Annotated in this window: 13 protein-coding genes; 12 read left to right on the forward strand and 1 reads right to left on the reverse strand. The window is 71.5% G+C overall.

The window, feature by feature from the left end:
- The first annotated feature begins 82 nt into the window (after positions 1-82).
- The 10 genes from K8612_RS35330 (at position 83) to K8612_RS35375 (ending at position 12109) form a co-directional block, all read left to right on the forward strand.
- Positions 83-1294 (forward strand): endonuclease domain-containing protein, encoded by a 1212-nt coding sequence (locus K8612_RS35330; protein WP_223765475.1) that lies wholly within the window; start codon positions 83-85, stop codon positions 1292-1294.
- Positions 1275-2285, forward strand: a complete 1011-nt coding sequence (locus K8612_RS35335) for a hypothetical protein (RefSeq protein ID WP_223765476.1) — start codon at positions 1275-1277, stop codon at positions 2283-2285. The genes K8612_RS35330 and K8612_RS35335 overlap by 20 nt, the downstream gene beginning before the upstream one ends.
- 25 nt (positions 2286-2310) lie before the next feature.
- Complete coding sequence (locus K8612_RS35340) at positions 2311-5610, forward strand: ATP-binding protein (RefSeq protein WP_223765477.1); 3300 nt, start codon at positions 2311-2313, stop codon at positions 5608-5610.
- A 125-nt stretch (positions 5611-5735) separates the two neighbouring features.
- Positions 5736-6026 (forward strand): hypothetical protein, encoded by a 291-nt coding sequence (locus tag K8612_RS35345; protein WP_223765478.1) that lies wholly within the window; start codon positions 5736-5738, stop codon positions 6024-6026.
- 147 nt (positions 6027-6173) lie between these two features.
- On the forward strand, positions 6174-8549 hold the full coding sequence (locus K8612_RS35350; protein WP_223765479.1) for a PAS domain-containing protein: 2376 nt from the start codon (positions 6174-6176) through the stop codon (positions 8547-8549).
- A gap of 84 nt (positions 8550-8633) precedes the next feature.
- A complete protein-coding gene (locus K8612_RS35355; protein ID WP_223743401.1) occupies positions 8634-9458 on the forward strand; it encodes an aminotransferase class IV in 825 nt (274 codons plus the stop codon).
- Positions 9459-9480: 22 nt separating this feature from the next.
- A complete protein-coding gene (locus tag K8612_RS35360) occupies positions 9481-10053 on the forward strand; it encodes an alpha/beta hydrolase (RefSeq protein WP_223765480.1) in 573 nt (190 codons plus the stop codon).
- Between the two features lie 97 nt (positions 10054-10150).
- A complete protein-coding gene (locus tag K8612_RS35365; protein WP_223765481.1) occupies positions 10151-10324 on the forward strand; it encodes a hypothetical protein in 174 nt (57 codons plus the stop codon).
- Positions 10325-10402: 78 nt separating this feature from the next.
- Positions 10403-10870 carry a carbonic anhydrase gene (locus K8612_RS35370; RefSeq protein WP_223765482.1) on the forward strand — a complete coding sequence of 156 codons (468 nt, stop codon included), beginning with the start codon at positions 10403-10405 and terminating at the stop codon, positions 10868-10870.
- A gap of 42 nt (positions 10871-10912) precedes the next feature.
- Complete coding sequence (locus K8612_RS35375) at positions 10913-12109, forward strand: MFS transporter (RefSeq protein WP_223765483.1); 1197 nt, start codon at positions 10913-10915, stop codon at positions 12107-12109.
- 738 nt (positions 12110-12847) lie between these two features.
- Here K8612_RS35375 and K8612_RS35380 read toward each other — a convergent pair.
- Positions 12848-13585 carry a tetratricopeptide repeat protein gene (locus K8612_RS35380; protein ID WP_223743396.1) on the reverse strand — a complete coding sequence of 246 codons (738 nt, stop codon included), beginning with the start codon at positions 13583-13585 and terminating at the stop codon, positions 12848-12850.
- Between the two features lie 96 nt (positions 13586-13681).
- On the opposite strand from K8612_RS35380, the gene K8612_RS35385 reads away from it, so the two are divergent.
- Together K8612_RS35385 and K8612_RS35390 are read left to right on the forward strand one after the other, a co-directional pair.
- Positions 13682-14395 carry a hypothetical protein gene (locus tag K8612_RS35385; RefSeq protein WP_223743395.1) on the forward strand — a complete coding sequence of 238 codons (714 nt, stop codon included), beginning with the start codon at positions 13682-13684 and terminating at the stop codon, positions 14393-14395.
- 38 nt (positions 14396-14433) lie between these two features.
- A complete protein-coding gene (locus K8612_RS35390) occupies positions 14434-15261 on the forward strand; it encodes an alpha/beta hydrolase (protein WP_223765484.1) in 828 nt (275 codons plus the stop codon).
- Positions 15262-15303: the final 42 nt, after the last annotated feature.

Genomic DNA, 15303 nt, shown 5'->3' on the forward strand with positions numbered 1-15303 from the left:
TGTCTTCACCCGACCCGTGGGAGCAGTCTTTTGCTCACGAGGGGGCGGTGAGGCCATCACTCCCGGGGGGTAGTGCTTGCCATTGGCGGGAGAAGTCGCGCTGCTGGATGCGTTGGACCGTCAGGCCCGGCGCCGGGCGGAAGGCATCGCGACCCTGAGCGTGTTGGAGGGACCGGAGGCCCTGGGGGGGACCCTCTGGAGTCAGTGGGCGGCGCGGCACGGGCTGACGGTGGTGGAGGTGTCCGGGGAGGACCCGCACGAGGCGGCGCTGGGGTGGGCCCGGGCGCTGGCGGCGACGCGGGACCTGGGAGCGGACGCGGAGGCGCTGGCGACGTTCAGCCTGACGGCGGCGAATCCCAGACACACGCCGGTGTTCCGGGGAAAGACAGCCCATGAGCGGCGCGTGTTGCTGGACGCGCTGCCGCCGCCCGCGGTGCTGGCGGACGCCACGTGGGCGCTGTGCCGGGAGCTGGTGATTGGCCGTGAGGCGGTGGAGCCAGGAACGCTCCCGGAGGCCGTGCGCACGGCGTTCGCGAGGAACCCGGGCGCGGGGCTGCGCGCGTTGCACGCGCTGGTGCCGCCCGGGCAGGCCCCCGTGGTGCGAGTGGCGGTGGGGGAGGCGCCATCGTGCCGGGGGCTCCAGGTGGCGGGGGCGTTGAGCAGCGCGGTGCCGGCGCTCGCGGTGGCGTGCGTGGTGTCCAGCGAGGCACTGGGGGCGTTCCTGGCGGGCGGGGAGACGCGGCTGAAGGCGCTGGTGCGCGAGGGCGTGCTGGAGGTGCCGGAGGAGCCCTCCGAGACCGCGAGCGCGGTGGCGACGCTCCGGAGGCTGGAGCGCGCGGGGGCGCCCGAGCAGCAGCGGGTGAGCGCCGCCGAGGTGGCGCTGGCGGTGCTGACGGGCGCGGGCGAGGCGGGCGCGGACCGGGCGCGGAGCAAGGCGGAGGCGTACCTGCGCGACCGGCTGGAGGAGCACTCGCGCACGGCGGGCCTCTTCGAGCTCAACGCCCGGCTGCGCCCCGAGGACAGGCGCAGTTGGGAGGTGGACCTGCTGTGCCGCTCGCTGCGCATCGCGGTGGAGATCGACGGCTACCACCACTTCCAGGATCCGGAGCGGTTCCGCCGCGACCGGCGCAAGGACCTGGACCTGCAGCGCGAGGGCTACTGGGTGTACCGGCTGCTCGCGACGGACGTGCTGTCCCGGTTGGAACACATCCTCCACACCCTCGACACGTTGATTGAAGCCCGCGGGCACGCGCCTGGCGGGCGGGAGCCACGACATGGACACCGACACTCCTGATACCCGGATTCAGGGCCTGGCCCTGGCCTGGCTGGCGACGCGCTCGGAGAAGAAGGCCGGCACGCGCACCGAGCTGGCGAAGACGCTGCACGCGTTCGTGGAGCACCGCTGGAGCCGGGGCGAATGGACCGGCCGGTTCGACGCGCTGCTGACGGAGCTGCTGGAGGACAAGCTCGTGGAGGCCCGGGGCCGTTCGGGGCTGGCGTTGACGGGGGCGGGCCGTCAGCAGGCGTTGAAGTTCCTGCGGGTGGATTCCCCCAAGGGGCTCACGTGGAAGCGCGTGAAGCAGCAGCACCTGCTGGCGAAGGGGCTGGGCCTGCCGGGCTCCAAGTCCGCGCTGGGGCGCTTGTCGGACGCGGACGGCGTGCGGGCGCTGGTGCTCAAGCGGGCGCACCAGGTGGAGGGGCCGGAGACGCCGACGCTGGCGCAGGTGCGAGACCGACTGCTGTGGCGGCGACTGGGCGTGGAGACGGACGAGGCGTTCACGCTGCGCGCGGTGCAGGCGCACCTGCTGGGCAAGCTGCTGGACCAGGAGGTCCGCGACCCGAAGCGCGGCGTGGAGCAGTTGGCCGCCCGCGCGGTGGGGGCGCCGCGGGTGGACGCGGAGGTGGTGCGGATGGCGGCGCTGCGGCAGTGGGTGCTGGCGGAGGCGGACAAGGCCTCCGTGCCCAGGCCGAAGCCCGTGGAGGCGCCCGTGCAGCCACTGCCCACGGATACCGCGTCGTTCGCCACGCGGGTGCTGGACGCGGCGAGGGGCATCCCGCCCTCGGGCCGCTTCGGGGACAACAAGGTCTTCATCTCCCACGTGTGGAAGGCGTTGCAGCCCGAGTGGGCGGACCGCCCGGCGTTCAATGAGGCCCTGCTCGCGGCCAACCGCGCGCATGAGCTGGCCCTGGGGCGCGCGGACCTGCTGGCGGCCATGAACCCCCGGGACATCACCGAATCCGAAGTGCGCACCGTCGGCGCCACCTTCCACTTCGTCGTCCTTTAGCTGAATCCCTCTCAGGAGCCTCTCCATGTCCAAAGACGCCCGGCTGCAAGCGTTCCTGTCCGATGGCCCCGAGATCTTCAACAGCGTCCAGCAGGGCCAGACGCTCTGGAAGCGGGATCCGTTCGACGTGCCCTCCATCAACGCCCCGGCACGCGCGGCGTTCGAGCGGCTCGTGAAGCGCGCCACCGCGCAGACACCGCCCGAGGACGGGAGGATCCTCCTCTTGAAAGGGGACTCCGGCAGCGGCAAGACGCACCTGGTGCGTGCCTTCCGCAACAGCGTGCACGAGAGCGGCAGGGGCTACGTCGGGTATCTGCCCATGACCGTCGATGTGACGCACTACGACCGGTACATCCTGTCGGAAGTCATCGACTCGCTGGAGAAGCCGTACGACCACGGACATGTCGAGGACACGGGGTTGATGCTGCTGTCCGAGGCCGTGCTCAAGCGCTGCAAGAACATCTTCGCAGCCAACATTCCCGAAGAGGACCTCCTCGATGACGAGGAGTTGCACGGCAACATCCGCGCGGTCGCGGACGACCTGCACGCGGACCCTGCGTTCCGGAACATCGACGTCAACCTCCTGCGCGCCCTGCTCTGCCTCCAGCGCCGCGAGGCCCGCTTCCACCACCGCATCGTCCAGTGGCTGCGCTGCGAGGAGATGTCACCGGAGGACCGGGCCATCATCGGCAACCTGGTCCCGCGCAACACCGAGGAGTCCCCCAGCCGGATGCTCATCCAGTTGGGCCAGCTCATGGGCATCTTCGGCAAGGCGATGGTCCTCTGCGTCGACCAGGTGGAGGACATGCTCGACTTCGAGCAGCGGCCCCAGATGGAGCCCTCCTTCCGCCGCGCGATGAGCACGCTGGTCGCGCTGGCGGCGCAGGTGCCCACGGCCGTCGTGGTGGTCTGCTGCCTCTCCGACTTCTGGACGGCGACGCGCATGCACCTCAACCGCGCGATGCTCGACCGTATCGAGCGCAATCCCGACCCCGTGGACCTGGAGATCAACGTCACCGCGCAGACGGGGCGGGACATCGCGGCCCGCCGGCTGAAGTCCCTGTACGAACAGCAGGGCATCGCGTTCAACCCGGCCCAGCCCACCTACCCCATTCCGCCCCAGGGCTTCGAGCTGCTGAGCGGACAGCGGACGCGCGACATCCTGAACGCCTGCCACCGCTACCGGGAGCAGGCCATCCAGGACGGCAAGCTGCCGGCGGCGTTCCCCCTGCCGGAGAAGAAGCAGCCTCCCGCGAAGGGAGTCACCGTCATCACGCAGACGCCCCCTGCGCCGGACCTGGATCAGGCCTGGACGGACTTCAAGGCCCGGTTCAAGGAGCGTGTGCCGGAAGAGGACGCGGAGATCGCGGCCCTGCTCGACTGGGGCATCCAGGTGAGCGCGGAGGAGCTGGGAGGCGCCACCCGCTTCCGGGTGGAGCCCCTCGGGGACGACGCGCTCGACGTCACGCTCCAGCCGGGGAACACCCACCTCTACGTCGCGATCTGCAACACCACCTCCCGGGGTGGACACCTGGCGAGGCGGATGGAGAGCGCCATCAGGGCTGCGAAGAAGAGCCTGCCGGTGCTCGTGCGCTCCACGGAGTTCCCCGGGGGCCTGGGCACGCTGGTGGCGGACCAGACCGCGGTGCTCCACCGCAAGGGCGGCAGACGCGCGGTGGTCGGCCCCAGCGACCTGCGGGAGCTGCTCGCGCTGAAGGCGTTCCGCAAGCAGCACGACGAAGCCGCGTTCCTCGGCTGGAGCCGCGTGGCCCGCCCCGTGACGCGGCTCCAGGGCATCACGGACCTGCTGGCCCTGGAGAAGTACACGCCTTCCACCACGGTGGCCGTGGCGTCCGCCACGCCCGTGCCCAGCAAGGCCGGCACTTCAAGAGAGGCCTCCGTGACGGACGGGGTCAACGAATGGGAGGTCACTCCCGCGGGCCCCATCCTGCCGCACACGCCAGAGGAGCCCACCCCCACGGCCGTCGCGGAAGAAGCGCCCAGGCCCCCGAAGAAGGGCGAAGGGACCAAGGCGCCGAAGAAGGAGGAAGGCCCCAAGGGCCAGATGCGCGTGGGCGTCTCCGAAGGCGTCTTCACCAACACCGTCTACGTTCAGGCGGATGAGCTGAACAAGCACAGCGCCTTCCTCGGGGGTCCTGGCAGCGGCAAGACGACGCTCGCCCTGAACCTCATCGAGCAGTTGGTGATTCAAGGCGTCCCCGCCATCCTCGTGGACCGCAAGGGCGACCTCGCCGCGTATGCGCGCGACGAGTCGTGGGAGGAGGAGCTGGACGACCCGATGATGGTCGAGCGCCGCAAGCTGCTGCGGGAGCGCGTGGACGTGGCGCTCTACACGCCGGGCCGCTCGGACGGACGCCCGCTGTCGATTCCGGTGGTGCCCCGGGGGCTCGACAAGCTCTCGCCCGAGGAGCGCGACCAGATCCTCCAGCAGGCGGCGGACGCCCTCTCCACCATGCTGGAGTACAAGAGCAGCCAGAAGGACAAGGCCGCGAAGGCCCTGCTGGCCCTGGCGCTGCGCCTGCTGGTGCAGCGCCCGTCCGGCAAGGAGATCACCCTGGACCTCATCCAGCGCTTCGTCGCCGCGCAGGACATGACGCTCGTCCAGGAGGCGCATGGGCTGGATGACAAGGTCTTCATCAAGCTGGCCCAGGACCTGGCGACGCTGCGGCTCAACGCGCAGAGCCTGCTCTCCAACACCGGGGAGAAGCTCGACATGAACGAGCTGCTGGGGCTGGGGGCCGCGAAGGTGCCGGGCAAGACGCGGCTCACCATCATCAGCACCAAGTTCCTGGGCGGACTGCACAGCTCGCTGTTCTGGGTGTCACAACTGCTGGTGGAGGCCAACCGCTGGGCCAGCCAGCACCCGTCGCCCAGGCTCCAGGCGGTCCTCCTCTTCGACGAGGCGGACATCTACCTGCCCGCGGTGGGCATCCCCGCCACGAAGCAGCCCATGGAGAACCTGCTCCGGCGAGCGCGTTCGGCCGGCGTCGGCGTGATGCTCGCGACGCAGAGCCCCGGCGACCTGGACTACAAGTGCCGCGACAACGTGCGCGCCTGGTTCGCGGGCCGGGTGAAGGAGGAGACCGCGCTCCGCAAGCTCAAGCCCATGTTCTCGGAGGCGCGCGTGGACGCTTCGGTTCGCCTCCCGGCGCAGAAGACAGGTCAATTCCATGTCCTGCGTGAAGGTCAGGTGGAACAGCTCAAGGCAGACCGGAACATCATCAAGACAGAGCAACTGTCCGAGGAAGAAATCCTCCAGCTCGCGCACCGCTCCGGGGAGCAGGGCATCCGCAACGCGGGGTGAGTCCACCCGGGTCGTGCATCCAACACACCCCAGGCATTTGAGAGCCTTTGCGCCCACCCACGGACCTTCGCGCGCGCCAACGTGGCACCATCGCCAGGCAGCCCCCCCTCTCTCCTGGAGACACCATGCGCCGTTCATTGATGCTGGGTCTTGCCGTCGTCGGACTTCAGTTTGGCTGTGGAATGGACGAAGCCGAGCAGCGCGCGGCCTCGGAGCCGGAGAGGCGCGTTGACGCGCTCTACCGCTGCACGACCGACTCCTTGACCATCTATTACAGCGACGCCACGTACACGACGCAGGTCGGCTCGGATCGGTGCTTCTGCGGCAGGGCTCCCTTGCGAACGGGCCAGATGACCGACTACGCGCTCACGGGATTCAGTGAGGACTGCCCCGGGTTCGCGCCGGCGGCCCAGTAACCCTCCGGCACCGAAGCCCGCGGGCAGGGGGGCGCTCCCCTCCCGCGGGCGCAACCGGCCCCCGAGCAGAGCACCGTCCCCGCGCGGCTTCTCGCGGCAGTGGCTCCCATACTTCCTCCAAGTGTCTTTCATGGAGGGATGGGAGGAATGGCCGTACGACAGGGCCAGGACTGGACCTCGCGCAGGCGCCCCACGCCCGAGGGTGCCTCGTCCATCCAGGCCCTCGACGCCCTGGAGCGCATCTCGGACGCGGTCTTCGCGCTCGACCGCTCCTGGCGCTTCACCTACCTCAACGCGAGCAGCGAGTGGCTGCTGCGCCGCCCGCGCGAGGAGCTCCTCGGGCACAACGTGTGGGACGAGTTCCCCGAGGCGCGCGGCTCCGTGTTCGAGCAGGAGTACCAGCGGGCGCTCACGCAGCAGGTCCACGTCGCGTTCGAGGCCTACTACGCCCCCCACGATGCCTGGCTGGACGTGCGCGCGTACCCCTCCTCGGGAGGCCTCACCGTCACCTTCCGGGATGTCAGCGCCCGCGTCCGCGCCGAGCATGCGCGGCACGAGTCGGAGAAGTTCCTGCGCGCCACGCTCGACTCGCTGTCCACGCACATCGCCATCCTGGATGGCCAGGGCGCCATCCTCGCCGTCAACGCCGCCTGGAGGCGCTTCGCGCGCGACAACGGCTGTCAGGACGCGGACCGCCGCTGCGGCGTGGGCGCGAACTACCTGCGGGTGACGGAGGCCGCGCGCGGCGCGAACGCCAGGGAGGCGGCCTCCGTGGCCCAGGGCATCCGCGACATCCTCGCGGGCCACCGCGAGTCGTTCCTCCTGGACTACCCGTGCCACGAGCCCGGAGGAGGCAAGCGGCGCTGGTTCCTGCTGCGCGCCACGCGCTTCATCGGGTCAGGCCCCATGCGCGTGGTGGTGGCCCACGAGGACATCACCGCCCGCCACGAAGCCGACGAGGCTCGCAACCGGCTGGCGCGGGAGGAGGCCGCCCGCGAGGAGGCGGAGGCCGCGCGCGAACGGATGAACGCGGTGCTCGAGCGCATCACCGACGGCTTCGCCGCGTTCGACCGGGACGGGCGCTTCACCTACGTGAACCGGCCCGCCGAGGCCCACTTCGGCCTCCAGCGCGAGGTGCTGCTGGGCCGGCGGCTGGAGGACGTCTTCTCCATCGACCACGGCCCGGCCATGGCGGCCCTGGTGCGCCGGGCCTCCGCGGCGCAGCACCCCGTGGAGGAGGAGCAGCCCTCGGTCGTGGACAACCGCTGGCTGCGCGTCGTGGCGTACCCGTCCCCGGAGGGGCTCTCCGTCTACTTCCGCGACATCACGGAGAAGCGGCGCGTGGAGCTGTGGGGCCGCTTCCTCTCCGACATGGGCGCCGCCAGCACGCGCTCCCTGGACTGCGGGGAGGTGGTCCGCACCGTGGTGACGCTCGCGGTGCCCACGCTCGCGGACGGCTGCGCCATCGCCACGCGGGGCGGCTGCCCGGAAGAGGGCCCCTCCACCGAGGTCACCGCCGTGACGCCCGAGCTGGCGGACGCGCTGCGAGCGGCGTGCGTCCCCGGGGCCCCAAGCGCCCTGGGACGGACCGTGGCGCGGGCGGTGCACACGGGGGCGGGCGTGCTGCTGTCAGGGCCCGCCGCGGACAGCCCCGGCGTGGAGTCCGCGGTGGCCGTGCCGCTGGCCTTCCAGGGCCACTCCCTGGGGGAGCTGCTGCTGGTGTCCACGCACACGGGCCTGCGCTACGGCCAGGAGAGCCTCCCCCTGGTGGAGGAGCTGGCGCGGCGGACTGCGCTGGCGCTGGAGAACGCGCGGCTGTACCGCACCGCGAAGCAGGCCGTCGCCGCGAGAGACGAGACGCTGGGCATCGTCTCCCATGACCTGCGCGCGCCGCTGAACACCATCTCCCTGCTGTCCCGCTCCGCGGAGCGCAGCCTGAGCCGGACGCACGAAGAGGCGAGCGCCACGGAGGCCCTGCGCAAGGTCCGCCTCGTGGTGGGCAACATGGAGGGGCTCATCGACGACCTGCTGGAGGTGGCGCGGGTGGAGTCGGGGCACACGCTGCTGGATCTGGAGCCGCTGGACGTGCCCCCGCTGCTCCACCAGGTGCAGGCCCTGAACGAGCTCCTGGCGGCGGACAAGGCGCTGCGGCTCGACGTGGAGACCGGGCCGGACCTCCCCCGGGTGCGCGCGGACCGGGCGCGCCTGGTGCGCATCTTCCAGAACCTGGTGGGCAACGCCATCCGCTTCACCCCGGCCGGGGGCCGCATCCTCCTGAAGGCCGAGCGCCAGGGGGAGCAGGTGTGCTTCCGCGTGGTGGACTCGGGGCCGGGCATCGACACGCGGTCGCTGCCCCACGTGTTCGACCGCTTCTGGCAGGCCATCCACACGCGCAAGGCGGGCGCCGGGCTGGGGCTCGCCATCGTCAAGGGGCTGGTGGAGGCCCACGGCGGCCGGGTCTGGGTGGAGAGCCAGCCGGGCCACGGCGCCGCGTTCTTCTTCACGCTGCCCGGCACCCCGTGACGCCCCTCCCCGGGCGCGGGCCCGGGTCTAGTATGGGGCCATGCACTTCGACGGCGCCCTGCCCGCCTCCCGCCAGGCCTGAACATGTTCTCCACCGTCTCCGTCGATGGCGTCGTCCAGCGCTGGGAGGACCTGCGCCTGCACGACTTCTCCCAGGGCTTCTTCTTCGGCGCGGGCTTCTTCACCACCTTCCGCATCGACGCGGGGCAGCCGAGGTTCCTCGCGCGGCACCTGTCCCGCCTGCGCGGGAGCCTGGACGCGTTCCCCACCGCCGTGCGCGCCCCGGCCCCCGCGCTCCTGCGCGAGGACGCCGTGCGGGAGGCCCTGGGCCGCTGCCTCGCCGCGGAGCCGGCGATGGGGCCCCGCTTCACCGGCGTGGGCAAGCTCGCGGTCAGCGACGGCCACGTGCTGTGCACCTTCCGTCCGTTCCCCGCGGAGCTGGAAGCCCTGCACCGGCAGGGCCGCGAGCTGGAAGGCGTGGAGGCCAGGGCCTACCGGCGCGCGGAGCGCACGGTGAACCACAAGGGCCTGTCGTACTTCCGCCAGCACGCGCTGCTGCCGTGGCTGCCCGTGCTCACCAACGAGGCGGAGGAGGTCTGCGAGCTGCCCACCGCCAACCTCTTCGTGCAGGTGGACGGCGCGCTCGTCACCCCGCCGCTGTCCGCGCCGTGCCTGCCGGGCATCTCCCGCGCGGTGCTGCTGGCCATGGCGTCCGTGGAGGGCCTGCCGGTGGTGGAGCGCGTGCTGCCGCTGGCGGACCTGGCCCGGGCGCAGGCGTGCTTCTACAGCAACGCGGTGGCGCTGGCCGTGGGCGTCCCCCGGCTGCTGGGCCGGGAGCTCCCGGACAGCCTGCGGCTCGCGGAGCGGGCCCGCGCCGCGCTCGAGGCCCGGGCCATTCGCGAGGGCTGAGCCCGTGGCACACTTGGCGGCCATGACGACCCGCTCGCTCATCATGGTCCCCCGCTGGGCTGGAAGCCCCGACACGGACTTCTACCCCTGGCTCACCGCGAAGCTGCGCACGCCGCCCCTCTTCGACACCGTCCGCGCGCTGGACATGCCCACGCCGGGCGCGCCCACCGTGGACGGCTGGGTGTCCACGCTCGCCAGGGAAGCGGGCCCCGTGCCCGCGCCCTCCACCGTGTTCCTGGGCCACAGCGTCGGCTGTCAGGCCGTGATGCGCTACCTGTCCGCGCTGCCTCAGGGCCACACCGTGGAGGGCGCCATCTTCGTCGCGGGCTGGTTCGAGGTCGACACGCCCTGGGACACGCTGCGGCCGTGGCTGGACACGCCCATGGACTTCGAGCGGATCCGCGCCGCGCTCCGCCGCTGCGTCGTGCTGCTGTCGGACTCCGACCCCTTCACGTCCGACTTCCGCCGCAACACGCGCCTCTTCGAGGAGCGGCTGGGCGCGGAGGTGCGCGTCGTCCCCGGGGGACGGCACTTCAACAACCCCCAGGAGCCCGCCGTGCTGGCCGCGCTCCAGGAGCGCTTCGGGGCGCGCTGAGCCGCCGGCCGGGCAGGCGCCGGACATGGCAAACGCCCTGTCCACCCCCATCTTGGGAGGACATCGAAGGACTTCCTCCAACGACAGGGGGCTCGACATGGAGACGAAGAAGCCAGACGAGAAGCAGGTCCAGCGCCAGGGCCTGAGCGAGGACGAGCGCCTGCGGCACAAGGGCGGCGGCCGCGAGGCCGAGGCCGACCGGCACGCGGGCCCGAAGCCCGAGGGCAACGGCGGCACGGGGCAGCCCGCCGCGTTCCCGGAGCACCACTGACGCCGGGCGCGCCGCCGGGTTCCACGCGACGCCTCGAAGGAGCTTTCGCGGGGGCCGGGAGCCATTAACCTGGGGGGCATGTCCGCTCCCGCTCCCTTCGTCTCCCGCGTCCCCTTCGAGGCCGCCCACCCGAAGACCCTGGCCGTGTACTGCTCGGACGGGCGCTTCACCGAGGCCGTGGAGGACCTGGCCCGCCACCTGGGCCACCCGCGCATCGACACGCTCACGATTCCTGGCGGTCCCGCGCTCCTCAACCGCTGGGCGTCGGACTACCTGGAGAGCGAGGGCTTCACGAAGGCCGCCCGCTTCCTCATCGAGGGGCATCACATCGAGGACGTGCTGCTGCTGGCGCACGCGGGGTGCGGCTACTACCACGCGAAGCACAGCGCGCTGGGGCCGGACATCGCGGTGGAGCAGCAGTTGAAGGACCTGCACTTCGGCGCGAAGGAGCTCCAGACGGCGTACCCGCACCTGCGCATCCACCTCTACTACGTGCGCCCCCACGGGAAGACCCTCGAGTTCGAGCCCATCCCCCGCGAGGGCTGAGCCCGAAGCGACAGGCGTCCGCCGACCTGATACGGGACGCCCGTGAAGACACCCAACGCAGGCAGGGCGCTCCTGGCGTTGTCCCTGGGAGGCTTTGGCATCGGGACGACCGAGTTCGCCACCATGGGCATCCTCCCGAGGATCGCGAGCGGGCTCGGGACGACGATTCCCCGGAGCGGACACGTCATCGCCGCCTATGCGCTGGGCGTGGTCGTGGGGGCGCCGCTGGTCGCCATCGTGACGGCGCGGATGTCGCGCCGGGCGCTGCTGCGGGTGTTGATGGTGGCGTTCACGCTGGGCAACACGGCCTCGGCGCTGGCGCCCACGATTGAAACGCTCATCGCGGCCCGGTTCATCGCGGGCCTGCCGCACGGGGCCTACTTCGGCGTGGGCTCCGTCGTGGGCGCGGAGCTGCTGGGGCCCGGGCGCAAGGGGCGCGCGGTGGCGCTGATCATGGCCGGACTGACGGTCGCCAACATCGTCGGCGTCCCGGCGGCGACGTTCCTGGGGCAGCAGGTGGGCTGGCGCAGCACGTTCCTGCTGGTCGGTGCCATCGGGCTGGTGACGCTCGTGGCCCACTGGCTGTGGGTGCCGCACGTGGCGACGCTGGGAGGCAGCAGCATCCGGCAGGAGCTGTCCGCGCTGAAAGAGCCGCAGGTGTGGTGGACGTCGCTGGTGGGCGCGGTGGGCTTCGGAGGGCTGTTCGCGGTCTACAGCTACATCGCGCCGACGCTGACGCTCGTGTCGGGGCTGCCCGAGTCGGCGCTGCCGTGGGTGCTCGCGCTGTTCGGCGTGGGCATGACGGTGGGGGCGATGCTGGGCGGACGTCTGACGGACCATTCCGTGTCGCTCGCGATGTGGGTGGGGTTCGGCGCGACGACGCTGGTGATGGGCCTGTTCGCGCTCACGGCGCGGTCGCCGTGGGCAGCGGTCCCGCTGGTGTTCCTCATTGGCATCGCGGCGCAGTTCCTCGCGCCGGCGGTGCAGGTGCGGCTCATGGAGGCCTCGCCCGGTGCGCCCTCCCTGGCCGCGTCGATGTCCCACTCCGCCCTGAACATCGCCAATGCCGCGGGAGCGTGGCTGGGCGGACTGGTCATCGCGGCAGGGTATGGCTACCTCGCGCCGGCCTGGGCCGCCGTCGCGCTCACGCTGCTCGGAGCCGCCCTCTTCGCGGTCGCGAACCGCGCCAGCGGCCGTCCCGCGCAGGCACAAGCCAAGCACGCATCAAGTCCTGCTTGAAGGTTGCGCGGGTGGCGCTGGCGGTGGCCGAGCAAGCACTCCCGCGCCATGGCTCCAAGTACAGCCGCCACGACTTCCCCTGCCTCGATTGACAGCGTGCCTGCGGGTTCAGCGCGTCTACCGCTTGGACCTCAGAGGTACGGGAGTGCTGCCCGTTGAGCATGAAGTCTGTGTCAGGTGCTGGGTCTCAAGGGTGCTCCGGACCACACGACGCTCTGGCGAGCACAACGTCGGTTCCCACCACCGCGGTTGGGGCGCCTGTTGGATGAAGCCGTCCGCATGGCGGGGCGCGCGGGCTTGATTCGACTTCAAGACTCGCCTTTGCGCGTGCGCTCACTTCTGGCCCAGGTGGCGGATGTGGGCACACCTGAGAAGTGCAGCAACGGGTGCTCCAAGCCCAGCACCGCCACTCTTCAAGCATCATCCCATCCAAGTGAAGCCCTGCACCCTTTGCGCGTGCAGACCCCTGAGCGTCGGAGCTTGCTGCTGCACCTTCCCAGGCGCCTGTACGCCCGGCGTTGGCAGGCCGAGAGCTTCTTCTCCAGCCACAAGCGGCGCTTCGGTGACGCGCTCGCGGGGCGTACCTGGCGGCAACGCGCCCGCGCAACACTCCTGCACGGCGTGCCGCACAACTGTGCACTCCTCAAGGCCGCCTGAGGATCGCAACAGAGCAAGCGCCCCGCACCGGATGCCGCTTCCTGGCCCCACGCCGGAGCATGCCGAGCACCGAAGAGGCGCTCAGCGCGGCCCACCCTCACGGGTCGCTACGTCTTGGAGCCCGCTCCGCATCGCATCCAGCAATGACGGCGGATCGCCCACGCGGAAGGCCTGGAGCCCCGCTTCGAAGTCGGCGCGAGCACCCGCGGCATCACCGCGCTGGAGCCGGAGCACGCCCCGCTCGTGGAGCAGCTCGGGGTCCACCGCTTCGCCCTGCTGGGATGCGAGTGCTTCGGTGAGGTCCTGCTCCGCGGCCTCCGTCCGCCCCGCGCGGGTGCGGCTCCGGGCCCGCTGCTGGAGCAGCCACGGGTTGCCCCGGTCCTCCGCCAGGGCCGCCGTCCAGTCCGCCTCCGCCTCCGCGAACCGGCCCAGCGCTTCGAGCGACTGCGCGCGCTTCATGTGCAGCACCAGCGCCTTGCGGAACCCCGCGGCCTCCACCTGCGTGAAGCCCTCCACCGCCTCCGCGTGCCTGCCCAGCCGGGCGAGCGTGAGCGCCCGGTGGTAGCGCGTGGCCACGTGGCCGGGCGCCAGCTCCAGCACCCGGTCGAACCAGGGCAGCGCCTCCGCCGGCTGGCCGCCCCACACCCCGAGCGTCAGCCCCACCTCCACCAGCACCCGCACCTGCGTCGGATGCGCCTCCGCCAGCGTCCGCGCCAGCGCGAGCGCCGACGTGTAACGGCCCCCCCGGCGCAGGCGGTCCACCTCGCGCAGGGGCTCGGAGAGCTCCGGGGGCCACGCCTGTCGTCCGTTGCGTTCCATGTGGGTGGGGGCGGTCGCCCGGCATTTCGCAGGCACTTCCCGGGGTGTCAAGGTGGCGACTTGACCCGGGAGCCCGGTCGCGCGAAGAGCGCTGGCATGAAGCCCTGGGAAACAGTGGAGCGAGCGCAGATGCCGGACGTGGGTGAGGTCGTGCTCGCCCGGCGGGACGAAGAGTACGTGCTGCGAGTGCGCGGCCAGACGTTGATGTCCAGCCGCCAGCATGGTTCAGAGATGGCCATGGCCGAGGCCGGCTGCGCGAACCTCACGCCGGACGCGCCCGCCCGGGTGCTCGTGGGCGGGCTGGGCTTCGGCTTCACGGTCCGCGCCGTGCTCGACCGCCTGGGCCCGGGCGCCCGCGTCGTCGTCGCGGAGCTGATGTCCCCGGTCGTGGAGTGGAACCGGGGCGTGCTCGCGCCGCTGGCGAAGGCTCCGCTGGAGGACCCGCGCGTCACCGTGGTGGAGGGTGACGTGGGCAAGGTGATGCGCAGGCAGCAGGGCGCCTTCGACGCCATCCTGCTCGACGTGGACAACGGCCCGAAGGCCCTGACCCACCCGGACAACGACAGCCTCTACGACCTCACCGGCGTGTCGCACGCCTTCAACTCCCTGCGCTCCAACGGAACGCTGGTGGTGTGGAGCGCCGGGCCCTCGCCCGCGTACGTGAAGCTGTTGGAAGAGGTGGGCTTCTCCGTCCAGCTCCTCCACCCCGCGGCGCACGGCACCAAGGGGACGCGGCACACCCTCTTCGTCGCCCGGCGCGTGCCCAAGGCGAAGTCGCAGTCGTCGTCCAGGCCGCCGTCCCGGCGCTGAGCCCCACGAGCATTCTTCCCCTCCGGAGGTGGCAGCCCATGCGCTGTGTCCGTCTGTTCCTGCTCGCGGTCCTCCTCGTCAGCGGCGTGGGCCATGCCGCTGAAACGGAGCCGATGCCTCCGCACGCGACGTTCACGCTGCCGTCGAAGAAGCTCCGGGAAACGCGGCGCATCAACGTCTATACGCCGCCCGGCTACGACGCGGCGAAGGGCGTGCGCTACCCCGTCCTCTACATGCCCGACGGCGGCGAACAGGAGGACTTCCCGCACGTCGCCACCACGGTGGACACCGCCATCCGCGCAGGGGAGATGCGGCCCGTCATCCTGGTCGGCATCGAGAACACCGAACGGCGCCGGGACATGACCGGCCCCACGCAGGTCGAGGAGGACAAGAAGATCGCCCCGCGCGTCGGCGGCTCCGCGGCCTTCCGCGCCTTCCTGCGCGACGAACTGATACCCCACGTCCGCCGCAAGTACCGCGTCACCGACGAGACGGCCATCATCGGCGAGTCGCTCGCGGGGCTGTTCATCATGGAGACGTTCTTCCTCCAGCCCGGGATGTTCAGCACCGCCATCGCGCTGAGCCCCAGCCTCTGGTGGAACAACGAAGAATGCGTGCGCAAGGCCGGAGAGCGGCTCAAGGCGAGGCCGAACCTGAAGGCCACGCTCTACATCGCGTCGGCCGGAGACGACGTCGCCTCCGAGGCCGGACGCCTGGCCGAAGTGCTCCGAGCGAACGCGCCCACGGGATTGCAGTGGAAGTACGACCCCCGGCCCGACCTGCTCCACGCCAACATCTACCGTTCCCTGGAGGCGAAGGTGCTGAGGGAAGCCTTCGCACCCGCCTCCACCAAGGTCCTCCCTTGAGCGTGGAGCCAGAAGCGAGGGCCCTCCAGTTGGAACACCAGA

This window comes from Corallococcus sp. AS-1-6, from assembly GCF_020037015.1.
In the GTDB taxonomy this organism is placed as follows: Bacteria; Myxococcota; Myxococcia; order Myxococcales; family Myxococcaceae; genus Corallococcus.

Coding starts and splice junctions, on each gene's coding strand:
- K8612_RS35335 (WP_223765476.1), top strand. CDS start 1,275: ATGGACACCGACACTCCTGATACCCGGATTCAGGGCCTGGCCCTGGCC.
- K8612_RS35340 (WP_223765477.1), top strand. CDS start 2,311: ATGTCCAAAGACGCCCGGCTGCAAGCGTTCCTGTCCGATGGCCCCGAG.
- K8612_RS35345 (WP_223765478.1), top strand. CDS start 5,736: ATGCGCCGTTCATTGATGCTGGGTCTTGCCGTCGTCGGACTTCAGTTT.
- K8612_RS35350 (WP_223765479.1), top strand. CDS start 6,174: ATGGCCGTACGACAGGGCCAGGACTGGACCTCGCGCAGGCGCCCCACG.
- K8612_RS35355 (WP_223743401.1), top strand. CDS start 8,634: ATGTTCTCCACCGTCTCCGTCGATGGCGTCGTCCAGCGCTGGGAGGAC.
- K8612_RS35360 (WP_223765480.1), top strand. CDS start 9,481: ATGACGACCCGCTCGCTCATCATGGTCCCCCGCTGGGCTGGAAGCCCC.
- K8612_RS35365 (WP_223765481.1), top strand. CDS start 10,151: ATGGAGACGAAGAAGCCAGACGAGAAGCAGGTCCAGCGCCAGGGCCTG.
- K8612_RS35370 (WP_223765482.1), top strand. CDS start 10,403: ATGTCCGCTCCCGCTCCCTTCGTCTCCCGCGTCCCCTTCGAGGCCGCC.
- K8612_RS35380 (WP_223743396.1), bottom strand. CDS start 13,585: ATGGAACGCAACGGACGACAGGCGTGGCCCCCGGAGCTCTCCGAGCCC.
- K8612_RS35385 (WP_223743395.1), top strand. CDS start 13,682: ATGAAGCCCTGGGAAACAGTGGAGCGAGCGCAGATGCCGGACGTGGGT.
- K8612_RS35390 (WP_223765484.1), top strand. CDS start 14,434: ATGCGCTGTGTCCGTCTGTTCCTGCTCGCGGTCCTCCTCGTCAGCGGC.